Source organism: Thioclava sp. UBA3469, assembly GCF_002378135.1.
Taxonomy (GTDB): Bacteria; Pseudomonadota; Alphaproteobacteria; order Rhodobacterales; family Rhodobacteraceae; genus Thioclava; species Thioclava sediminum.
Map to the genome: position 1 here is coordinate 23646 of NZ_DFRG01000095.1, position 20899 is coordinate 44544.

Annotated in this window: 19 protein-coding genes and 2 pseudogenes; 19 read left to right on the top strand and 2 right to left on the bottom strand. The window is 63.4% G+C overall.

The genetic code is table 11. The annotated features are described in order from the left end of the window. From groEL to B3D39_RS08210, 17 genes are all read left to right on the top strand, one after another. Positions 1-1053: chaperonin GroEL (groEL, locus tag B3D39_RS08130; RefSeq protein ID WP_286789582.1), on the top strand; the 1053-nt coding region annotated here is incomplete at its 5' end. A 170-nt stretch (positions 1054-1223) separates the two neighbouring features. Next, the gene (locus B3D39_RS08135) at positions 1224-2363 is read left to right on the top strand and encodes a hypothetical protein (protein ID WP_274962222.1); all 1140 of its coding nucleotides are present in this window, start codon (positions 1224-1226) and stop codon (positions 2361-2363) included. Positions 2364-2434: 71 nt separating this feature from the next. Further along, positions 2435-3103 carry an HAD family hydrolase gene (locus B3D39_RS08140; protein WP_274962221.1) on the top strand — a complete coding sequence of 223 codons (669 nt, stop codon included), beginning with the start codon at positions 2435-2437 and terminating at the stop codon, positions 3101-3103. Positions 3104-3108: 5 nt separating this feature from the next. After that, complete coding sequence (locus B3D39_RS08145; RefSeq protein WP_286789585.1) at positions 3109-4056, top strand: sugar-binding transcriptional regulator; 948 nt, start codon at positions 3109-3111, stop codon at positions 4054-4056. 137 nt (positions 4057-4193) lie between these two features. After that, the gene (locus B3D39_RS08150; protein ID WP_274962220.1) at positions 4194-5513 is read left to right on the top strand and encodes an ABC transporter substrate-binding protein; all 1320 of its coding nucleotides are present in this window, start codon (positions 4194-4196) and stop codon (positions 5511-5513) included. An 87-nt stretch (positions 5514-5600) separates the two neighbouring features. Further along, complete coding sequence (locus B3D39_RS08155; protein ID WP_078519297.1) at positions 5601-6473, top strand: carbohydrate ABC transporter permease; 873 nt, start codon at positions 5601-5603, stop codon at positions 6471-6473. A 4-nt stretch (positions 6474-6477) separates the two neighbouring features. After that, positions 6478-7308 (top strand): carbohydrate ABC transporter permease, encoded by an 831-nt coding sequence (locus B3D39_RS08160; RefSeq protein ID WP_274962219.1) that lies wholly within the window; start codon positions 6478-6480, stop codon positions 7306-7308. A 12-nt stretch (positions 7309-7320) separates the two neighbouring features. Continuing rightward, on the top strand, positions 7321-8316 hold the full coding sequence (locus B3D39_RS08165; protein ID WP_274962218.1) for an ABC transporter ATP-binding protein: 996 nt from the start codon (positions 7321-7323) through the stop codon (positions 8314-8316). After that, positions 8313-9077, top strand: coding sequence for an L-iditol 2-dehydrogenase (locus B3D39_RS08170; protein WP_274962236.1), 765 nt, complete (start codon positions 8313-8315; stop codon positions 9075-9077). Before B3D39_RS08165 ends, B3D39_RS08170 begins: the two co-directional genes overlap by 4 nt. 1 nt (position 9078) lies before the next feature. Beyond that, a complete protein-coding gene (locus B3D39_RS08175; protein ID WP_274962217.1) occupies positions 9079-10545 on the top strand; it encodes a mannitol dehydrogenase family protein in 1467 nt (488 codons plus the stop codon). A gap of 127 nt (positions 10546-10672) precedes the next feature. Next, a complete protein-coding gene (locus tag B3D39_RS08180; protein ID WP_274962216.1) occupies positions 10673-11818 on the top strand; it encodes an acyl-CoA dehydrogenase family protein in 1146 nt (381 codons plus the stop codon). After that, on the top strand, positions 11815-12861 hold the full coding sequence (locus B3D39_RS08185; protein ID WP_274962215.1) for an enoyl-CoA hydratase/isomerase family protein: 1047 nt from the start codon (positions 11815-11817) through the stop codon (positions 12859-12861). Before B3D39_RS08180 ends, B3D39_RS08185 begins: the two co-directional genes overlap by 4 nt. Further along, a complete protein-coding gene (mmsB, locus tag B3D39_RS08190) occupies positions 12858-13730 on the top strand; it encodes a 3-hydroxyisobutyrate dehydrogenase (protein WP_274962214.1) in 873 nt (290 codons plus the stop codon). The genes B3D39_RS08185 and mmsB overlap by 4 nt, the downstream gene beginning before the upstream one ends. A 101-nt stretch (positions 13731-13831) precedes the next feature. Continuing rightward, a complete protein-coding gene (locus B3D39_RS08195; RefSeq protein WP_078599223.1) occupies positions 13832-14029 on the top strand; it encodes a YgaP family membrane protein in 198 nt (65 codons plus the stop codon). A 176-nt stretch (positions 14030-14205) separates the two neighbouring features. Further along, positions 14206-14631: a hypothetical protein gene (locus B3D39_RS08200; RefSeq protein ID WP_078519306.1), complete on the top strand. Its 426-nt coding sequence runs from the start codon at positions 14206-14208 to the stop codon at positions 14629-14631. A 244-nt stretch (positions 14632-14875) separates the two neighbouring features. After that, the gene (locus tag B3D39_RS08205; RefSeq protein ID WP_078519307.1) at positions 14876-15223 is read left to right on the top strand and encodes a hypothetical protein; all 348 of its coding nucleotides are present in this window, start codon (positions 14876-14878) and stop codon (positions 15221-15223) included. 140 nt (positions 15224-15363) lie between these two features. Continuing rightward, entirely contained in the window at positions 15364-15804 is a 441-nt protein-coding gene (locus B3D39_RS08210) for a hypothetical protein (RefSeq protein WP_078519308.1), read from the top strand. A gap of 36 nt (positions 15805-15840) precedes the next feature. Here the strand turns inward: B3D39_RS08210 and uvrA are convergent, their stop codons facing one another. After that, positions 15841-18702, bottom strand: a complete 2862-nt coding sequence (gene uvrA / locus B3D39_RS08215; protein ID WP_274962213.1) for an excinuclease ABC subunit UvrA — start codon at positions 18700-18702, stop codon at positions 15841-15843. Between the two features lie 288 nt (positions 18703-18990). Here uvrA and B3D39_RS08220 point away from each other — a divergent pair, with 288 nt between their 5' ends. Further along, a complete protein-coding gene (locus B3D39_RS08220) occupies positions 18991-19359 on the top strand; it encodes a rhodanese-like domain-containing protein (RefSeq protein ID WP_274962212.1) in 369 nt (122 codons plus the stop codon). Positions 19360-19490: 131 nt separating this feature from the next. After that, a pseudogene (htpX, locus tag B3D39_RS08225) lies at positions 19491-20431 on the top strand (zinc metalloprotease HtpX). Between the two features lie 207 nt (positions 20432-20638). On the opposite strand, the pseudogene B3D39_RS08230 reads toward htpX, so the two are convergent. After that, positions 20639-20899 (bottom strand): annotated as a pseudogene (locus B3D39_RS08230) (dihydrolipoyl dehydrogenase); the annotation flags it as partial.

Genomic DNA, 20899 nt, shown 5'->3' on the forward strand with positions numbered 1-20899 from the left:
GGCTACCTGTCGCCCTACTTCGTGACCAACCCCGACAAGATGGTCGCGGAACTCGAAGACTGCTACATCCTGCTCCACGAGAAGAAACTCTCGTCGCTGCAGCCGATGGTCCCGCTCCTCGAGCAGGTCATCCAGTCGCAAAAGCCGCTCCTCATCATCGGTGAAGACGTCGAAGGCGAAGCGCTCGCGACCCTCGTGGTCAACAAGCTGCGCGGCGGCCTGAAGATCGCAGCCGTGAAAGCACCGGGCTTCGGCGACCGCCGCAAGGCCATGCTGCAGGACATCGCTGTCCTCACCGGCGGCCAAGTGATCTCGGAAGACCTCGGCATGAAGCTCGAGAACGTCGGCATGGACATGCTGGGCACCGCCAAGAAGGTGACCATCACCAAGGACGACACCACCATCGTCGAAGGCGCTGGTGACAAGGCCGAGATCGAAGCGCGCGTCAGCCAGATCCGCACCCAGATCGAGGAAACCACCTCGGACTACGACCGCGAGAAGCTGCAAGAGCGTGTCGCGAAACTGGCCGGTGGCGTTGCTGTCATCCGCGTCGGCGGCATGACCGAAGTCGAAGTGAAAGAGCGCAAGGACCGTGTGGACGACGCTCTGAACGCGACCCGCGCGGCCGTTCAGGAAGGCATCGTCGTCGGCGGTGGCGTCAGCCTCGTGCAGGGCGCGAAAGTGCTCGCCGGTCTCACCGGTGCGAACTCCGACCAGGAAGCTGGCATCGCGATCGTCAAGCGCGCTCTCGAAGCGCCGCTGCGTCAGATCGCCGAGAACGCCGGTGTGGACGGTGCTGTCGTGGCCGGTAAGGTCCGCGAGAGCGACGACCTGAACTTCGGCTTCAACGCGCAGACCGAAGAATATGGCAACATGTTCGAGTTCGGCGTGATCGACCCGGCGAAAGTGACCCGCACCGCGCTCGAAGACGCGGCTTCGGTTGCTGGCCTGCTGATCACCACCGAAGCGATGATCGCCGAGAAGCCGGAGCCGAAAGGCGCTGGCGGTGCCCCCGACATGGGCGGCATGGGCGGCATGGGCGGCATGATGTAATCGGCCGTTCCCGCTTCAGGGATCTAATGGGAAGGGGCGCTCCGAAAGGGGCGCCCCTTTTCACATTTGTGCGGCGCAGGTTTTTAAGCGCGCATTGAGCTATGTCACTGGGCCGCAAACGAATGGCGCTATACTTCCCCCAACGTCAATTTCGCTGGAGGGCCCCGGTCATGTTGCGCAATTTCCTCGTCAAATCCCTCGCCTGCCTCGCTGTCGCGCTGGCCGCCTCGGTCGCAACGGCTGCGGAAACTCAAGACTGGCGCTTCGGCGGCGACGCCTATCTCGCGGGCCGCACCGTGAGTGCCACGGGCGAGAACATCCACGATCTCTTCGCCGCCGGTCAGCATGTGACACTGGGCAGCCCGATCACCGGCGCGGCGCATCTGGCGGGCCAGAATATCGTGATTGGCGCGCGGGTGGGCGGCGATCTCTACGCGGCAGGACAGGATATCGACCTCCACGCCCCGGTCGCGGGTGGGGCGACGCTTGCGGGTCAGGCGCTCACCATCAAGGGCCCGATCTCGGGCAACCTGCGCGCGATGGGCCAGCAGGTCCGGCTAGAGGCGCCGGTCGCGGGCAGCGTGATCATCGGCGCCGACGACGCACAGATCGACACCGAGATCTCGGGCGATCTGGTGCTGGGGACAAAGACCGTCACCTGGGGCGATGGCGCGACGGTCACCGGCAAGGTCCAAGTCTACACCGACACGCCCGGCGAGGTGAGCGTGCCCACCAGCGTCGCCCCGGCCGATCAGGTCAGCATCCATGAGGCGAAGGAGTTCGAGCAGGCGAAGTCGCGCGTAGCCCCGGAGCGCAATTACCTCATCGAGACCCGCGACTGGCTGGGCGGCGTGCTCGTGGTCGGGATCGTGGCCACGCTTCTTGCGGTCTTCGCACCGGGCTTCATGGACCGGATGCGCCAACGCAGCCTCGCCCATCCGTTGCGCGCAGGGCTTGCAGGCTTCATCGGGCTTTCGGCGCTGGTTGGGTCGATCTTGTTGCTCGCGATGACGGTGATCGGCATCGTGCTTATTCCGTTCTCGCTGCTCGGGGTGCTGGTGCTGGGCTTCGGCGGCTATATCGTGGGCATCTGGGTCATCGGCGCCTGGGCGCATGATCTGATCGGGCGCGGCCATCCCGTCACCAATGGAGAATGCGCACTCGCGGCCTTCGGCGGGGCGGTGATCGGGGCGCTCATCTGCATGATCCCCTGGGTCGGGTGGCTCGGCATGATGGCGATCTTCCTGTTCGGCGCAGGTGCGATCGTGCTGCGCGTGACCGGGATCGGCGCGCAAGGCGCCGCAGCCTGACCGTCCCCTCCCACCTCTGGCCATCCCCGCTTTCGCGCGCTATCGCTGCGCGAAGGACAGGGGGAGGAACCATGACCGAGCTGGTGATTTTCGACTGCGACGGGGTGTTGATCGATTCCGAGATCATCTCGGCGCAGATGCTGATCGACGAGCTGGCCAAGCTGCGGGTGTCGATCGACCTCGACTATGTCGCGCGGCATTTTCTCGGACGCTCCTACCCCACCGTGATGAAGCAGATCCGCTACGAATTCGGGCTCGATCTGCCGGAGGAGTTCGAGGCGCAATATCGCGCAAGGCTGCTGGATGCATTCGAGCGCGAGTTGCAGGTAATGCCGGGCGTGGCCGATGTGATGGAGAGGCTGGACGTGCCGTGGTGCGTGGCGACCTCGTCGAGCCAGCCGCGCGCGGAACGCTCGCTGGAAATCGCGGGGCTGCGCAAGATGGTGGGCGACCGGCTGTTCACGGCAAGCGAGGTCGCGCATGGCAAACCCGCGCCCGATCTGTTCATCCATGCGGCAAAGAAGATGGGCGCGGCCCCGGCCCGCACGCTGGTGATCGAGGACAGTCTCAACGGTATCCGCGCCGGGCTTGCGGCGGGAATGGAAGTCTGGCGCTTCACGGGCGGCAGCCATCTGGCCGGGCGCGATCTGACCCCGCCCGAGGACGCGCAGCCGCATCGCGAATTTGCGCATTTCACCGAGTTCTTCCAGAATGAGCCGACTAGGGAGAAAGATTCGTGAACCGTATGAGTGACGCCGAAACCTCGCGCGATGACGAGGCGGCACGGGCCGGATGGCTCTATTATGTCGGCGGAATGACGCAGGACCAGATCGCCGCCGAGCTTGGCGTCTCGCGCCAGCGCGCGCAGCGGCTGGTGAGCCGCGCGGTCTCCGAGGGGCTGGTGCGGGGGCGCATCGAGCACAAGATCGGGGCCTGTCTGGAACTGGAAGCGGCGCTGATCCGGCGCTTCGGGCTGCAGACGGCGCGTGTCGCGCCCTCGCTGGGCGAACGGGGCGATCCCTCTGCGGCCACTGCGGCCTTCGCCGCCACGCTTCTCGAACGTATCCTCGCACGCTCCGAGCCGCAGGTGATCGCCTTCGGCACCGGGCGCTCGCTCTCGGCGATGGTGAACGAGGTGATGCAGCGCCCCGCGACCGCGCATAAGATCGTCTCGCTGATCGGTAACATCGCGCCCGATGGCTCGGCCTCGTTCTATGACGTCATCATGCGCATGGCCGACAATCTCCGCCTGCCGCATTACCCGATGCTGGTGCCGGTGATCTCGGAGACGGTGGAAGAGCGCGCGATGTTCGACAAGCTCAAGCCGGTGCAGGCGGTGCAGCGGCTTGCGGCGGCGGCAGATGCGACCTTCGTCGGTGTCGGCCAGTTGGGCGAGGACGCGCCAGTCTACAAGGACGGCTTCGTCACCCTTGCCGAGCTGGAGGAATTGCGCGACGCGGGTGGCGTGGGCGAGCTCGTGGGCTCGTTCTATGATGCGCAGGGCAATTACATCGCCACCCCCACCACCGCACGGTTCGGCTCGTTCCGGATCGAGCCCAAGCGAGAAGCGCCGGTGATCGGCATCGCAGCCGGCCCATCGAAACTGGTCGCGATTCGTGCAGCCCTCGATGGCGGGCTTCTCAACGGGCTCGTGACCGATGAGCCGACGGCCCAGGCCCTGCTGGAAGACTGACGCCGAAACAAGGCGTTACTGTCAGCGTTAACAATTAATCAAGACATCGCAGTAATTCTGGATTGACAGTTTAGGTCGCGTTCGTGAATATTTTCTCACAGTTTGGGCATATGCTCAAAACTCAAGGGAGGAAATCTATGACTTACACGATCCGGGCGCTCATGGGCGCCTGTGCTCTTGGCGCGCTTGCGACTGCCGCAGCGGCCGAGACCACCATCACCGTCGCAACCGTGAACAATGGCGACATGGTCCGCATGCAGGGCCTGATGGACGACTTCTACGCCGAGCATCCCGACATCAAAGTCGAATGGGTCACGCTGGAAGAAAACGTTCTGCGCCAGAAGGTTACGACCGACATCGCGACCAAGGGCGGTCAGTTCGACGTGCTCACCATCGGCACCTATGAGGTTCCGATCTGGGGCAAGCAAGGCTGGCTCGTGCCGCTCGACGGCATGCCCGACAGCTATGATGTGAACGACCTGCTGCCGCAGATCCGTTCGGGCCTGACGGTCGACGATCACCTCTATGCCGCGCCCTTCTACGGCGAGAGCTCCTTCGTGATGTATCGCAAGGACCTGATGGAAAAGGCCGGGATGACCATGCCCGAGAAGCCGACCTGGTCCGACATCGAGAAAGCCGCCAAGGCGATGACCGACAAGGACAACGAAGTCTACGGCATCTGTCTGCGCGGCAAGGCAGGCTGGGGCGAGAACATGGCCTTCCTGAGCGCCATGAACAACTCGATGGGCGGTCAGTGGTTCGACATGGACTGGAAACCTCAATTCGACGGCGAAGCGTGGAAAGAGACCCTGACCACCTATCTCGACCTGATGAACAACTACGGCCCGCCCGGCGCTTCGTCGAACGGCTTCAACGAGAACCTGGCGCTGTTCCAGCAGGGCAAGTGCGGCATGTGGATGGATGCGACCGTTGCAGCCTCCTTCGTGACCAACCCGCAGGACTCGACCGTGGCTGACAAGGTCGGCTTCGCGATGGCTCCGCACAAGGAAGGCGTCGACAAGAACGCGAACTGGCTCTGGGCGTGGTCGCTGGCGATCCCGGCTGGTACCCAGAAGGAAGACGCCGCCAAGACCTTCATCGAATGGGCGACCTCGAAGCACTACACCGAGCTCGTGGCGGAGAAAGAAGGCTGGGCGAACGTTCCCCCGGGCACCCGTACTTCGCTCTACGACAACCCGAAGTATCAAGAAGCGGCCCCCTTCGCCGATCTGACCATCAAGTCGATCGACGCGGCTGACCCGCAGCATCCTTCGGTGAACGACGTGCCGTACACCGGCGTCCAGTTCGTCGCGATCCCCGAATTCCAGGCCCTCGGCACCGCTGTCGGTCAGCAGTTCTCGGCGGCTCTCGCAGGGCAAGTCTCGGCCGATCAGGCACTGCAAAGCGCACAAAGCCTGACCGAGCGTGAGATGAAGAAGGCCGGTTACATCAAGTAATCTGGCCCCTCCCTGGCCGGGGCGGTCATTTTGGGTCTGACCGCCCCGTGCCTCTTTTTGCAACTCCCGATAACCGGAGCCGGACCGATGTCCACGCAAGCCTCGCGCTCTGCCGCGCGCCTTATGATTTCGCCATCCGTCATCTTGCTGTTTCTTTGGATGGCAGTGCCATTGGGCATGACGATCTGGTTCTCGTTCCAGCGCTACAACCTGTTGATGCCCGGTCAGGGCGGCTTCGTTGGCTGGGACAATTACTATTACTTCCTGACCGATCCCGCCTTCTTCACCGCGTTGATCAACACGCTGGTACTGGTGGGGGGCGTGCTTCTGATCACCGTCTTCGGTGGCATCCTGCTGGCGCTGCTGCTCGATCAGCCGATCTTCGGCCAAGGCATCGTGCGTGTCCTCGTGATCGCGCCCTTCTTCGTGATGCCGACCGTGTCCGCGCTGGTGTGGAAGAACATGCTCTATAATCCGGTGAACGGCATTTTTGCCTATCTCGCCAAGGCGATAGGGCTGCAACCTTACGACTTTCTCGCCCATGCGCCGATGCTCTCGATCACGATTATCGTGGCATGGCAGTGGCTGCCGTTTGCGACGCTGATCCTGCTGACCGCGCTGCAATCGCTCGATTCCGAGCAGCTGGAGGCCGCCGAGATGGATGGTGCCGGCGCGCTGTCGCGGTTCTTCTACATCATGCTGCCGCACCTCGCGCGCGCCGCGACCGTGGTGATCCTCATTCAGACGATCTTCCTGCTCTCGACCTTCGCGGAAATCCTCGTGACCACGAATGGCGGCCCGGGCAACGCGTCCACCACGCTGACCTATCTCGTCTATGTCCAGTCGCTGCTGCAATTCGATGTGGGCGGAGGCGCTGCGGGCGGTGTGATCGCCGTGATCCTCGCAAATATCGTCGCGATCTTCCTGATGCGGATGATCGGCAAGAACCTGGAGGCGTAATCCAATGGCGCGCAAAGTATCAAACCGCCGCCGCGTGATCATGTCGGTGATCGCATGGGCGCTGGCCTTCGTGATCTTCTTCCCGATCCTCTGGACGATCATCCTGTCGTTCAAGACCGAGGGCAATGCGATCAAGGCGCCCTGGGACGTACTGACCTCGTCCTGGACGTTCGAGAGCTACCACGTCGTGCAGGAGCGCTCGAACTACTTTCGCCACTTCATGAACTCGGTGGTGATCTCCTTCGGCTCCACCCTGCTGGCGCTGGTCATCGCGATCCCCTCGGCCTGGGCCATGGCTTTCGTGCCGGGCAAGCGCACCAAGGACGTTCTGATGTGGATGCTGTCCACGAAGATGATGCCCGCGGTGGGCGTGCTCGTCCCGATCTACCTGATGTTCCGCGACTGGGGCCTTCTGGATACTCGGATCGGTCTGGTCATCGTGCTGTGCCTGATGAACCTGCCGATCGTGATCTGGATGCTGTTCACCTATTTCAAGGAAATCCCGAAGGACATCCTCGAGGCAGCGCGCATGGACGGGGCGACGCTGGGAGGCGAGATCCTCTATGTGCTCACCCCGATGGCCGTGCCCGGCATCGCCTCGACGCTTTTGCTCAACGTGATCCTCGCGTGGAACGAAGCCTTCTGGACGCTGAACCTGACGGCGGCGAAAGCCGCCCCCCTCACCGCTTTCATTGCCGCCTATTCCAGCCCCGAAGGGCTGTTCTACGCGAAACTCTCTGCCGCCTCGACGCTGGCTATCGCACCGATCCTGATCCTCGGCTGGTTCAGCCAGAAACAGCTGGTGCGTGGCCTGACCTTCGGCGCCGTGAAATAAGGAGCTAAACCCATGGGACAAATAACCCTCAAGGGCGTCCGCAAGGCCTTCGGCGATGTCGAGGTCATCCCGCCGCTCGATCTGGAAATCAACGATGGCGAGTTCGTCGTCTTCGTCGGCCCCTCGGGCTGCGGTAAATCCACCCTTCTGCGCCTGATCGCGGGTCTGGAAGATGTCTCCGGCGGCGAGATTGAGATCAACGGTCAACCGTCGGCCGAACTGCCCCCCGCCAAGCGCGGTCTGGCGATGGTGTTCCAAAGCTACGCGCTCTACCCGCATATGTCGGTGCGCAAGAACATCGCCTTCCCGCTGAAGATGGCGAAGCTCGATCAAGCGGCGGCGAAGGAGAAGGTCGACAATGCCGCGCGCATTCTCAACCTGACCGACTATCTCGACCGCCGTCCCGGCCAGCTCTCGGGCGGTCAGCGTCAGCGGGTCGCGATCGGTCGTGCCATCGTGCGTGAACCGGCGGCGTTCCTCTTCGACGAACCGCTGTCGAACCTTGATGCGGCGCTGCGCGTGAACATGCGTCTTGAGATTTCCGAGCTGCACCAGAAGCTCAAGACCACGATGGTCTATGTGACGCACGATCAGGTCGAGGCAATGACCATGGCCGACAAGATCGTCGTTCTGCAGGCTGGTCGGATCGAGCAGGTCGGCTCGCCACTGGAACTCTATCGCACCCCGCGCAACAAGTTCGTCGCGGGCTTCATCGGCTCGCCCAAGATGAACTTCATCGAAGGCGACGAGGCTGCGAAATACGGCGCCGACAGCATCGGAATCCGCCCCGAACATATCGAGGTCTCGACGACGGAAGGCACGTGGAAAGGCACCGTCGGCGTCTCCGAGCACCTGGGCTCCGACACGTTCCTGCATGTCGACACCGAGTATGGCCTGATCAACGTGCGCGGCGGTGGCGAGATCGGCCTGCATGCGGGCGACACGGTCTATCTGACGCCCGATCTGAGCCAGCTTCACAAATTCGACGCGCGAGGGCAGGCAATCTGATGCGACTGACAGGAAAACGCGCCCTGATCACCGGGGCCGCGCGCGGGATCGGCCGCGCCTTCGCGGAGAAATACATCGCGGAAGGCGCGGAGGTCGTGATCGGCGATATCGACATGGCCCGGGCCGAGGATACGGCGGCCGAAATCGGCGCGGTGGCGCTCAAGCTCGACGTGACCGACCCGGCCAGCATCGACGCCGCGATGGAGAAGATGCGCGCCTCGGGCGGGATCGACATCCTGATCAACAACGCAGCGATCTTCACCGCGGCCCCCCTCGTGGAGGTCACCCACGAAGACTACGCCCGTGTCTTCAAGATCAATGTCGAAGGCACGCTGTTCATGATGCAGGCGGCGGCGAAAGAGATGATCGCGCAGGCCCGTGGCGGCAAGATCATCAACATGGCGTCTCAGGCCGGGCGGCGTGGCGAGGCTCTGGTGGCGGTCTATTGCGCCTCCAAGGCCGCCGTCATCAGCCTCACCCAATCGGCGGGTCTGAACCTGATCGAACACGGCATCAACGTGAACGCGATCGCGCCCGGCGTGGTCGACGGAGAGCATTGGGACGGCGTCGACGCTTTCTTCGCGAAATACGAGAACAAACCCTTGGGCCAGAAGAAAAAAGAGGTGGGCGAAGCCGTCCCCTTTGGTCGCATGGGCACGGCTGCCGACCTGACCGGCATGGCCGTTTTCCTCGCCTCGGACGAGGCCGAATACATCGTCGCCCAGACCTACAATGTCGACGGCGGAAACTGGATGAGCTGATATGACACTTTCCAACGACACCCTCTCCGAGCTTCCCGCAGACGTTGCGCGCCCCGGTTACGACCGTGCCGCGCTCACCCCCGGCATCGTTCATATCGGCTGCGGCAATTTCCACCGGGCGCATCAGGCAGTCTATCTCGACGATCTGTTCGAGCTTGGCGAAGGCCATGACTGGGCGCTGATGGGCGCGGGCGTGCGCGCGGGCGATGCGAAGATGCGCGACGCGGTCTTGGCGCAGGACGGTCTGTATAGTGTGATCGAACTGGACCCGGCGGCGAAATCGGCGCGCGTGATCGGCTCGATGGTCGGTTTCGCCGAGGTCGCCTCGGGCAACGCCCCGCTGATCGCCGCGATGTCGCAGCCCAGCGTGCGGATCGTGTCGCTCACCGTGACCGAGGGCGGCTATTACATCGACCCGAAGACCGGGACGTTCAGCCCGACCCATCCCGACATTCAGGCCGATGCGGCCAACCCCGACGCCCCCGAGACCGCCTTCGGCGCGATCATTGCGGCGCTGAAGGCGCGCCGTGCCTCGGGTGTGCCGCCCTTCACCGTGATGTGCTGCGACAACGTCCCCCATAACGGCCATGTCACGCGCGATGCGGTTTGCGGGCTGGCGGAACTGTCGGACCCCGAACTGAGCCAATGGATCAAGGCCAATGTCGTCTTCCCGAACTCGATGGTGGACCGGATCACCCCGGCCACCGGCCCGCGCGAGCGCGCATTGGCCGAAAGCTTCGGGATCGAGGACGCCGCCCCCGTCACCTGCGAGCCCTTCCGCCAATGGGTGATGGAGGACAATTTCCCCGCTGGCCGCCCTGCGCTGGAGAAGGTCGGCGTGACCTTCACCGATGCGGTCGACCGGTTCGAGACGATGAAAATCCGCATTCTCAATGGCGGGCACGCGATCATCGCCTACGCCGCCGGGCTGCGCGACATCGAATACGCGCATGAGGCGATGGCCGACGATCAGATCCGCGCCTATCTCGACAAGATCGAGACGACCGAGATCCTGCCCATCGTGCCGCCGGTGCCAGAGACAGATCTCAATGATTACAAGCAGCTGATCCTCGATCGCTTCTCGAACCCGGAAGTGGCCGACACGATCCGCCGCCTCTGCCTCGATGGTTCGAACCGGCAGCCGAAGTTCATCATCACTTCGATCAACGACTGCGTCGCACAAGGTCGCGATTGCACCGGGCTGATCCTCGAAAGCGCGCTGTGGTGCCGCTATTGCTACGGCACCAGCGAGACCGGGGCGGAGATCGCGCCGAACGATCCGAACTGGGATCACCTCGTCGCGCAGTCGAAGCTGGCGAAAGAACGTCCCGCCGCGTGGCTGGAAATGTCGGAGATTTACGGCGATCTGGCCGAGAATGCCGAGGTCGTGGCGAAATTCACAGCACTTCTGAACGACGTCTGGGCGCGCGGCTCGCACTCAGTGATCGCGGATTATCTGGCGGGTTGAGCGCCCGCCCCCTTCCTTCCCAGCTCTCCCCTTGCAAAACTCTCGCAAGGATTCGAAATTAAACGGGTGTTCAATTCATCCGGTTGAGGTCGAGCCTTTGCCGAAAGTGAGCTCGGGGAGGAGTTTCATGGATTACGCGCTCAGCGAGGAACAGCAGGCCATTTTCGATATGGCTTACGCCTTCGGGCAAGACGAGATCGCCCCCCATGCCGAGGCGTGGGAAGAGGCTGGCACGATCCCGAAAGAGCTCTGGCCGAAAGTGGCCGAGCTGGGTCTGGGCGGTATTTACGTCTCCGAAGACTACGGCGGATCTGGCCTGTCGCGCCTCGATGCGACGCTCGTCTTCGAGGCGCTGGCGATGTCCTGCCCGGCCGTGGGCTCGTTCCTGTCGATCCACAACATGTGCGGCGGCATGATCGACAAGTTCGGCTCGGACGAGGACAAGGCGCGCTGGCTGCCCGATCTGGTCAGCATGAAGAAAGTCTTCTCCTACTGCCTGACTGAGCCGGGCTCGGGCTCGGACGCGGCAGCATTGCGCACCAAGGCCGAGCGTTCGAACGAGGGCTGGGTGCTCAACGGCACCAAGGCGTTCATCTCGGGCGGCGGCTATTCGGATGTCTATGTGACAATGGTCCGCACCGGCGATCCGGGGCCCAAGGGCATCTCCACCGTGGTCGTCGAGGACGGCGCAAAGGGTCTCAGCTTCGGCGGGCTGGAGCGCAAGATGGGCTGGAAAGCCCAGCCGACCGCGCAGGTGCAATTCGACGATTGCCACATTCCGGCGGAGAATCTGCTGGGCGAAGAGGGCAAAGGTTTCAGTTATGCGATGGCAGGCCTCGATGGCGGGCGTCTCAACATCGCGGCCTCGGCCCTCGGCGGCGCGCAGGCCGCGCTGACCAAGACGCTGGCCTATATGGGCGAGCGCAAGGCCTTCGGCAAATCGCTCGACCAGTTCCAGGCGCTGCAATTCCGCCTCGCCGAGATGGAGGTAAAACTCGAATCCGCGCGCACTTTCCTGCGTCAGGCCGCATGGAAGCTCGACAAGAAGACCCATGATGCGACGAAGTTCTGCGCCATGGCTAAACTCTATGTGACGGATGCCTCATTCGATGTGGCAAACCAATGCCTGCAATTGCATGGTGGTTACGGCTATCTTGCCGATTACGGGATCGAGAAGCTCGTACGCGACCTGCGCGTGCACCAGATCCTTGAAGGCACGAATGAAATCATGCGGCTGATCATCAGTCGCGCGATGCTGGCGGAGCGTGGATGACCGAAGAAACGATGATCGCACGAAAAGAAGGTCGCGCCGGACGGCTGACCTTCAATCGACCCAAGGCGCTCAACGCGCTCGATCACGACATGGCCATGGCGATCGAGGCGGCCCTCGATCAATGGCGCGACGACCCGGAGGTCGATCTTGTCGTGATCGACGCGGTGGGCGATCGCGCCTTCTGCTCGGGCGGCGACATTGCCGCCGTCTACCGGGCCGGGATCGCGGGCGACTATGCGCCGGGGCGCGATTTCTGGCGCGACGAATACCGGATGAACGCCAAGATCGCGGAATATCCCAAACCCGTCGTCGCCTTCATGCAGGGCTTCGTGATGGGCGGCGGCGTCGGCGTCGGCGGCCATGCCAGCGACCGGATCGTGGGCGAGAGCACGCAAGTGGCGATGCCCGAAAGCGGAATCGGGCTGATCCCGGACGTGGGCGGCACGCTGTTACTGGCGCGCGCGCCCGGCCATGTGGGCGAATATCTCGGCCTGACCGGGGCGCGGATGAACGCGACAGACGCGCTGTACGCGGGGTTCGCCGATATGTTCGTGCCCGAGGCCGATTGGGACGATCTGAAGACCCGGCTCATCGAGACCGGCAATATCGACATCCTGCCCCATCCGCGCACCTCGCCCGAACCCGGCAAGCTGGAGGCTTTGCGCCCCGAGATCGACCGGATTTTCTGGGCCGAGAACCTCGCCGCGATCGTCGCCAAGCTCGAAACCTCGGGCAGCGAGTTCGCCGAGAAGACCTACAAGACGGTGCTGCGCAACTCCGCGCTCTCGATGGAAGCGACGCTGCGCCTGATCCGAATGACCCGCGCCGAGAACACCATCCGCGCCGCCCTCACCCATGAGTTCCGCTTTACCTGGCGTGCGGCGGAGCTAGGTGATTTTCTCGAGGGCGTGCGGGCGCAGATCATCGACAAGGATCGCAATCCGCAATGGAAATACGCTCTGGATGCGCTGCCGGAAGAGGCGGTCGCGCAGATGCTGGAGCCGCTCGGCCCCGAATGGGCCATCTGGGAGGAGACACCATGAAAATCGCATTTATCGGGCTTGGAAACATGGGTGGGCCGATGGCGGCCAATCTGGTTGCCGCGGGTCACAAAGTGATCGGCTTCGACCTCACCGCCCCGCCGCCCGAGGGCGTGGGTCAGGCGACGACCGCTGCGGCGGCGGCGCAGGAGGCCGAGGTTGTCATCACCATGCTTCCCAACGGCCAGATCCTGCGCGACGTCGCCAAGGAAGTGATCCCGGCGATGCAGGAAGATGCGGTGCTGTGCGATTGCTCGACCGTCGATGTCGATAGCGCGAAAGCGGTCGCGGCGATGGCGGCGGATCACGGCCTCGGTGCGCTCGACGCGCCGGTCTCCGGCGGCGTGGGTGGCGCGACCAACGGCACGCTGACCTTCATGGTGGGCGGTGACGCGAAAAGCTTCGAGATCGTGAAGCCGCTCTTCGACGTGATGGGCCAGAAGGCCGTGCATTGCGGTGAAGCGGGCGCGGGCCAGTCGGCCAAGATCTGCAACAACATGATCCTCGGCGTGACGATGATCGCGACCTGCGAAGCCTTCGCGCTGGCCGACAAGCTGGGCCTCGACCGCGAGAAGATGTTCGACGTGGTCTCGACCTCTTCCGGTCAGAGCTGGTCGATGAACACCTATTGCCCCGCGCCGGGGGTTGGGCCGCAATCGCCTGCCGACAACGACTACAAGCCGGGCTTCGCGGCCGAACTGATGCTCAAGGACCTGCGGCTGAGCCAGCAGGCTGCCGAGAGCGCCGATGCCGACACGCCGATGGGCAAGCTCGCCTCCGCGCTCTACGCAGCTTTCGTGGAAGCCGAAGGCGGCAAGGGGCGCGATTTCTCGGCCATGCTGCCGCGGTTCGAGAAGCGCTCGCGCAGCTGAGCGGGGGCGCGTCACCGCGCCTCCCGCAGTTAATCCTTGCCGCTTGAGCTTGCGTAACAGTATCAAGATCAAAGGAAACTGCGCCACCGAAAGGGCTTTGCATGTTCAAGAACAATGTCGGCGGCATCGACCGCACTCTGCGCATCGTGGTCGGGCTGGCCCTGATCATCGGCTTCTTCGTCACCCCGCCCGGCCCCTATCACTGGCTGTACTGGATCGGGTTGATCCCGCTTGCGACCGGGTTGCTGGGCACCTGCCCGCTTTATTCGATGCTGGGCGTCAATACCTGCCAGAAGTGACCCCTACGACCTAAGCTCGCCCTCGGGCGAGCCGGACCCCGCCGAAGGACCGTGTGTCTTCGGCGGGGTCTTGCTTGTGAGAAGGTATGTTTCGATTCCGCAATGGAACGGCCCGGCAGGTATGGTCATTTATGTCCCGAGATGCGCCTGAGGCGCTTATGGAAAGGAGAGGTCACATGAAACGCCTGACCCAGCTTACCCTCGCCGCCGCCCTCGGGGCGAGCCTTCTGCCCGGTGCGGCCCTTGCCGACGGGCATGGCCACGGCAAGTGGAAGAACGACCGCGGCCACGCGGAGCGCAATTACAAGGGCTGCCCGCCGGGGCTGGCCAAGAAGAACAATGGCTGTCGCCCGCCGGGCCTCGCCAAGAAGAGCTATCGCCATGACGACGAGCGCGATGACGCATGGCGGGACGCCGACCACCGCTGGCGTCGCGGCGACAGAATCATTGGCGATTATGTCCTGATCCGCGACCCGAATCGCTACGGGTTGAACGACAATCGGACCTACTGGCGTTCGAACGGATACGTCTATCAGGTCGACCGTCAGACCGGCGAAGTGCTCGCATTGATCGGACTCGCGCGTTCGATCCTCGGGAACTGACCGCGCAAACGCAGAAACGACGTTCAAAATGACGTTACGAAAAGTGAAGACCCGCGCGTGTTTGCGCGGGTCTTTCATATTTTCTGAAACCACCATTAGAATTTCTTTAAGCATTTTCAGCGCCCTAGCAAAACCGCCGGCACACAATCGCACACAAACGCGTGCATAGCGGTAATGCGGAATCTGCAATGGACCTTTTCGCCGCAATGCGGCATTTGGTCCACCAAGACGAAAGGAAACGCGCATGACTTATCTTCCCCGTATCGCGCTGATCGCGGTGATCGGTGCAGCCCTTACCCCGATGGCAGCTCTCGCAGATGGTCCGATGAGCGCCGCAGGTTCGAAACTCGCATCGAGCGTCTCGGTCGCGAACCAGGCAAATGCTGAAAAGCCCTCGGTTCGTAACGACCTTCTGTGGCAGGTTGGCCAGCAGATCACCGAGAGCCACGTTCGCCTCCGTCAGCCCGACGCATTCGGCCTGAAGGCTGACGCGACCTACTGGCGCTCGTTTGGCTACATCTACGAAGTCAGCCCCGAGAACGGCGAAGTGATCGCCCAGATCGGCAAAGCTTCGGACGTCGTCGGCTTCTGAGCCACAGTCCAGACGGAAAGTTACGAACGGGCGGAACCACTCCGCCCGTTTTTTCTTGTCCTCAAAAGCTTGGAGGACAGAAACATGCGTCGATTCTCAATTTCATTGCCCGATGGCATCTGCGTGGCTAGGCTTTCGTGATGAGGATCGTGACACGCCCGCTCGCCCTGATCGCGCTGTTCTGCGCCCTGCCCGCCCTCGCCTCCGCCGAAGGATCGGCGCAAGGGGTCCAAGTGATGCGTGGCGGCAAGATCGACATGGGCAATGCCACAGCCGAGACCAAGACCGCTGCAAAAGCCGCGCCGGAGTGCAAGACGCTCACGACGGGGGACACGTTCTGCAAGGTCGCCACGACCAACGGAACGGCGCGCTGGGTGCTGCAAGGGCAGATGGAGCCCGAGTTCAGCGTCGGCGACGACTTCCCAGTCTACCAGCACTCGATGATCCTGAACCTGCGCCGCTACGACCTGCCGATCGTGACGGGCGCCTGGCGCTACTACAGAGTACGTGGCGTGATCTACAAAGTGGGCGCGGAAGACCACAAGGTCATGGAAGTCATCGGGCGCACCGCGCAGCGCTGAGCCCGCGGTTACGGTCAAAGTCATCGGCGCGGCGGATCACTCCGCCGCGACCTTCACTCCCAGCATCTGCGCGAGGTAATGGCCGGTATGGCTGCGCGGGTTTTCGGCCACCTGCTCGGGGGTACCGACCGCCACGATCTCACCGCCGCCATCGCCGCCCTCGGGACCGATATCGATGATATGGTCGGCGGTCTTGATGACGTCGAGATTGTGCTCGATCACCACGACAGTGTTCCCCTGCTCCACGAGACTGTGGAGCACCTCTAGCAGTTTTCGAACATCTTCGAAGTGCAGACCGGTCGTCGGCTCGTCCAGAATGTACAAAGTGCGACCTGTGGCGCGTTTCGACAGTTCCTTGGACAGCTTCACCCGCTGAGCCTCGCCGCCCGAAAGGGTCGTCGCCTGCTGGCCGACCTTGATATAGCCAAGGCCCACCTCCATCAGCGCGTCCATCTTCTCGCGGATCGAAGGCACCGCCTTGAAGAACTCCTGCGCATCCTCGACCGTCATGTCGAGCACATCCGCGATGGACTTGCCCTTGTACTGGATCTCCAGCGTCTCGCGGTTGTAGCGCTTGCCCTTGCAGGTCTCACATTCGACATAGACGTCGGGCAGGAAGTGCATCTCGATCTTGATCACGCCATCGCCCTGACAGGCCTCGCAGCGCCCGCCCTTCACGTTGAACGAGAAGCGACCCGGCTTGTAGCCACGCGCCTTCGCCTCGGGAAGACCGGCGAACCAGTCGCGGATCGGAGTGAAGGCCCCGGTATAGGTCGCCGGGTTCGAGCGCGGCGTGCGCCCGATCGGGCGCTGGTCGATGTCGATGACCTTGTCGAGATGCTCCAGCCCCTTGATCGTGTCGCAGGGCGCGGGCGTCTGACGCGCGCCGTTGAGCCGCATCGAGGCGGTCTTGAACAGTGTCTCGATGGTGAGCGTGGACTTGCCCCCGCCCGAAACGCCGGTGACGCAGACGAACTTGCCCAGCGGGAACTCGGCCGTGACGTTCTTGAGGTTATTCCCCGTCGCGCCGACCACCTTGAGCTTCTTCTTATTGCCCTTGCGCCGTTCCGTCGGCACCGCAATCTCGCGCTTGCCGGACAGATATTGCCCCGTCAGCGAGGCGGCATCGGCGGCGATCTCGTCGGGCGTGCCGCGCGCGATGACCTGACCGCCATGGACGCCCGCGCCGGGGCCGATATCGAAGACGTAATCGGCATGGCGGATCGCATCCTCGTCATGCTCGACCACGATCACGGTATTGCCCTGATCGCGCAGGTTCTTCAGCGTCTGGAGCAGCCGGTCATTGTCGCGCTGGTGCAGGCCGATCGAGGGCTCGTCGAGCACATAGAGCACGCCCGTCAGCCCCGAGCCGATCTGCGACGCCAGCCTGATCCGCTGGCTCTCGCCGCCCGACAGCGTCCCCGCCGCGCGGCTCATCGTCAGATAATCGAGGCCCACGTTCACGAGGAAACCGAGGCGTTCGCGGATTTCCTTGAGGATCGCCGTCGCGATCTCGTTCTTCTGGTTCGACAAGCTGCCCGGCACGGTGGCGACCCAGTCATGGGCCTCCTTGATCGACATCTCGACGACGTGGCCGACATGCTTGCCGCCGATCTTCACGGCGAGCGCTTCGGGTCGCAGGCGATAGCCGCCACAGGCGTGGCAGGGGCGGTTGTTCTGATAGCGCTCCATCTCTTCGCGCGACCAGGCGGAGTCGGTCTCGCGGTAGCGGCGCTCCATGTTCGGGATGATCCCCTCGAAGGTGCGGCTGACCTCGTAGACGCGGCCGCCCTCGTCGAAGCGGAACTTGATCTCCTGATCGCCCGAGCCGCGCAGGAACAGCTCCTGCACATTCTCCGGCAGGTCCTTCCACGGCTTCTTCGGATCGAACCCGTAATGCTTCGACAGCGCCTCGATCGTCTGGGTGTAATAGGGCGATTTCGTCCGCGCCCACGGCGCCAGCGCCCCGCCCTGCACCGAGAGCGTCACATCGGGCACCATCAGGCGCTCGTCGAAGAACAGCTCGACCCCGAGGCCGTCACAGACCGGACAGGCCCCGAAGGGCGCGTTGAACGAGAACAGGCGCGGCTCGATCTCGGGAATGGTGAAGCCCGACACCGGACAGGCGAAGTTCTCCGAAAACGTCGTGCGTTCGGGTTCACCCTCGCCTTCGCGCGGGGCGCTCTCGAAGATCGCGATGCCGTCGGCGAGGTCGAGCGCGGTGCGGAAGCTGTCCGCCAGCCGCGTCTCCATTCCCTCGCGCACGACGACACGGTCCACGACCACGTCGATGTTGTGGCGGAATTTCTTGTCCAGCGTCGGCGGCTCTTCCAGCTCGTAGAATTCGCCATTGACCTTCACACGCTGGAAACCCTGCTTGCGCAGTTCCATGAATTCCTTGCGGTATTCGCCTTTGCGGTCGCGCACGATGGGGGCGAGCAGATAGCCGCGCGTGCCCTCTTCCATCTGCATCACGATATCGACCATGTCCTGCACCTGCTGCGCCTCGATCGGCTCACCGGTGGCAGGCGAATAGGGCGTGCCCGCGCGGGCGTAGAGCAGACGCAGGTAGTCGTAGATTTCGGTCACGGTGCCGACGGTGGAGCGCGGGTTCTTCGACGTGGTCTTCTGCTCGATCGAGATCGCGGGCGACAGGCCCGAGATGTGATCGACATCGGGTTTGCCCATCATGTCGAGGAACTGGCGCGCATAGGCACTCAGACTTTCGACATAGCGGCGCTGCCCTTCGGCATAGATCGTATCGAAGGCCAGCGAAGATTTCCCAGAGCCGGATAGCCCCGTGATCACCACGAACTGGTCGCGCGGAATATCGACATCCACGCCCTTGAGATTGTGCTCGCGCGCGCCGCGCACTTCGATGAACTTCAGTTCAGCCATCCACGCCCCCTTTATCACCAGCCCTAGATAGGTGTTTCCGCGCGAGTCTCCAATCCAAATCTGCGAACGAAATGTGAACTTTCTGCACTGCGCGCATGCGGGCCGCAATCCACGCGCCGCCCGCCCGCCTCGCAGCACGATCAAAATCGTGGCAGATCGGCATTAAATTCCATTTCTTGAATGTATTTTCACCCCGTTCCGCGCTAATACTCTTGAAAGCCTCCCGGCATTTGCCACATGAGGCGGGAAACGGATCTTTCGGGTCCAGCGAACGCAAGAGGTATTGAGATGCTGAACTTCCTTCGTCCGTCCGGCGGTGGCCGCGTGGAAAAAATCTCGGCGAAAGACGCCGTGGCCAAGGCGAAAGCCGGCGAACTGACCGTCGTCGACGTGCGCGAGGGCATGGAAGTCAAAAGCTCGGGCAAGGCCAAGGGCGCGCTGCATATCCCGCTCGCGACGATCCGCATGAAGGCCGATCCGTCGAGCCCCGAGAAACATCCCAAGCTGGACACGTCGAAGCCGGTCGCCCTGTATTGCGCCTCGGGCGCGCGGTCGGCAGGTGCGGCGCAGATGCTCGCCCAGCTGGGCTACGAGCATGTCTACAACATCGGCGGCCTGCATGACTGGCACGCAGGCGGCGGCGAGATCGAACGCTGATCGCGCGCTGCATCGCATGATTTTGAAGGGGTCCCGCCGGGGCCCCTTTTGTTTTGCGCGCCCCGCGGAATTGCGCGAGCGCGGCGCGTACCTATATCGACACCGAGTGTTTTCGCGTGGAGATGATCACGATGGGATATGCCAAGACTGCGATGCTGATGGCGGCGATGACGGCGCTGTTCATGGGGTTGGGCTACCTGATGGGGGGCGCGACCGGCATGGTGATCGCGCTGATCTTCGCCGCCGGGATGAATGTCTATTCGTGGTGGAATTCGGACAAGATGGTCCTGCGGATGCATAACGCGCATCTGGTGGCGCCGGGCGACCGCGCGGGGCTGAACGCGCTGGTGGGCCAACTGGCGAAGAATGCCGACCTGCCGATGCCCGCCGTCTACCTGATCGACACGCCGCAGCCGAACGCCTTCGCGACGGGTCGCAACCCCGAGAACGCCGCCGTCGCGGTGACCGCCGGGTTGATGCAGAGCCTGTCGCGCGAGGAGCTGTCCGGCGTGATCGCCCACGAGCTGGCCCATATCAAGCACCGCGACACCGCGATCATGACGGTTACAGCGAGCTTCGCCGGTGCGATCTCGATGCTGGCGAATTTCGCGCTGTTCTTCGGCGGCTCGCGCGAGCGGATGGGGATCATGGGGACGCTGGCGATGATGTTCCTCGCCCCGATGGCGGCGGCGCTGGTGCAGATGGCGATCTCGCGCACCCGCGAATATGCGGCCGACAAGGAAGGTGCTGCGATCTGCGGCAATCCACTCTGGCTCGCCGCGGCGCTGCAGCGGATCGAGGCGGGCGCGCGCCGGGTCGAGAATGTCGCCGCCGAGCGCAATCCTGCGACCGCGCATATGTTCATCATCAACCCGCTGAGCGGGCATGGTGCGGATAACCTGTTTGCCACTCACCCCTCGACCGAGAACCGCGTAGCCGCGCTGCCCAGATGGCGGGCGGTGCGGGTGCGCGTCGTGAGCGCGCAGCCCCTGCGCCAGCTACGGGCGATTGGAGCGGCGCGCGCTCGATGCCGAAAGTGCGGCGGAAGAGTAAGAACGGGCCTTGGGGGTGAGGGCCGCGCCCGAGCCTCGGGTGGGCGCTTTGCTCCGTCAGGGACCGGGCACTTTATCTCTCAAGCCCGCAAGTTGGTCGTGCCGAAAGCGACATCGCCAATGCGCCCTCCCGTGGGGAGGGTCGGGCGCGGCCCGGGGCTGGCCGCCCCGCCCCATAAAAAAGGCCGGGGTCTCCCCCGGCCTTTCGCATCTCATGGCACATCCGATCAGAAGTGGATCGCGCGCCCGTAAGCGTCGAGCACCGACTCGTGCATCATCTCCGACAGGGTCGGGTGCGGGAAGACGGTGTTCATCAGGTCTTCCTCGGTCGTCTCGAGCTGACGGCCCACGACATAGCCCTGGATCAGCTCGGTCACTTCCGCGCCGACCATATGCGCGCCCAGCAGCTCGCCGGTCTTCGCGTCGAACACGGTCTTCACCAGACCTTCGCTCTCGCCCAAGGCAATCGCCTTGCCGTTGCCGATGAA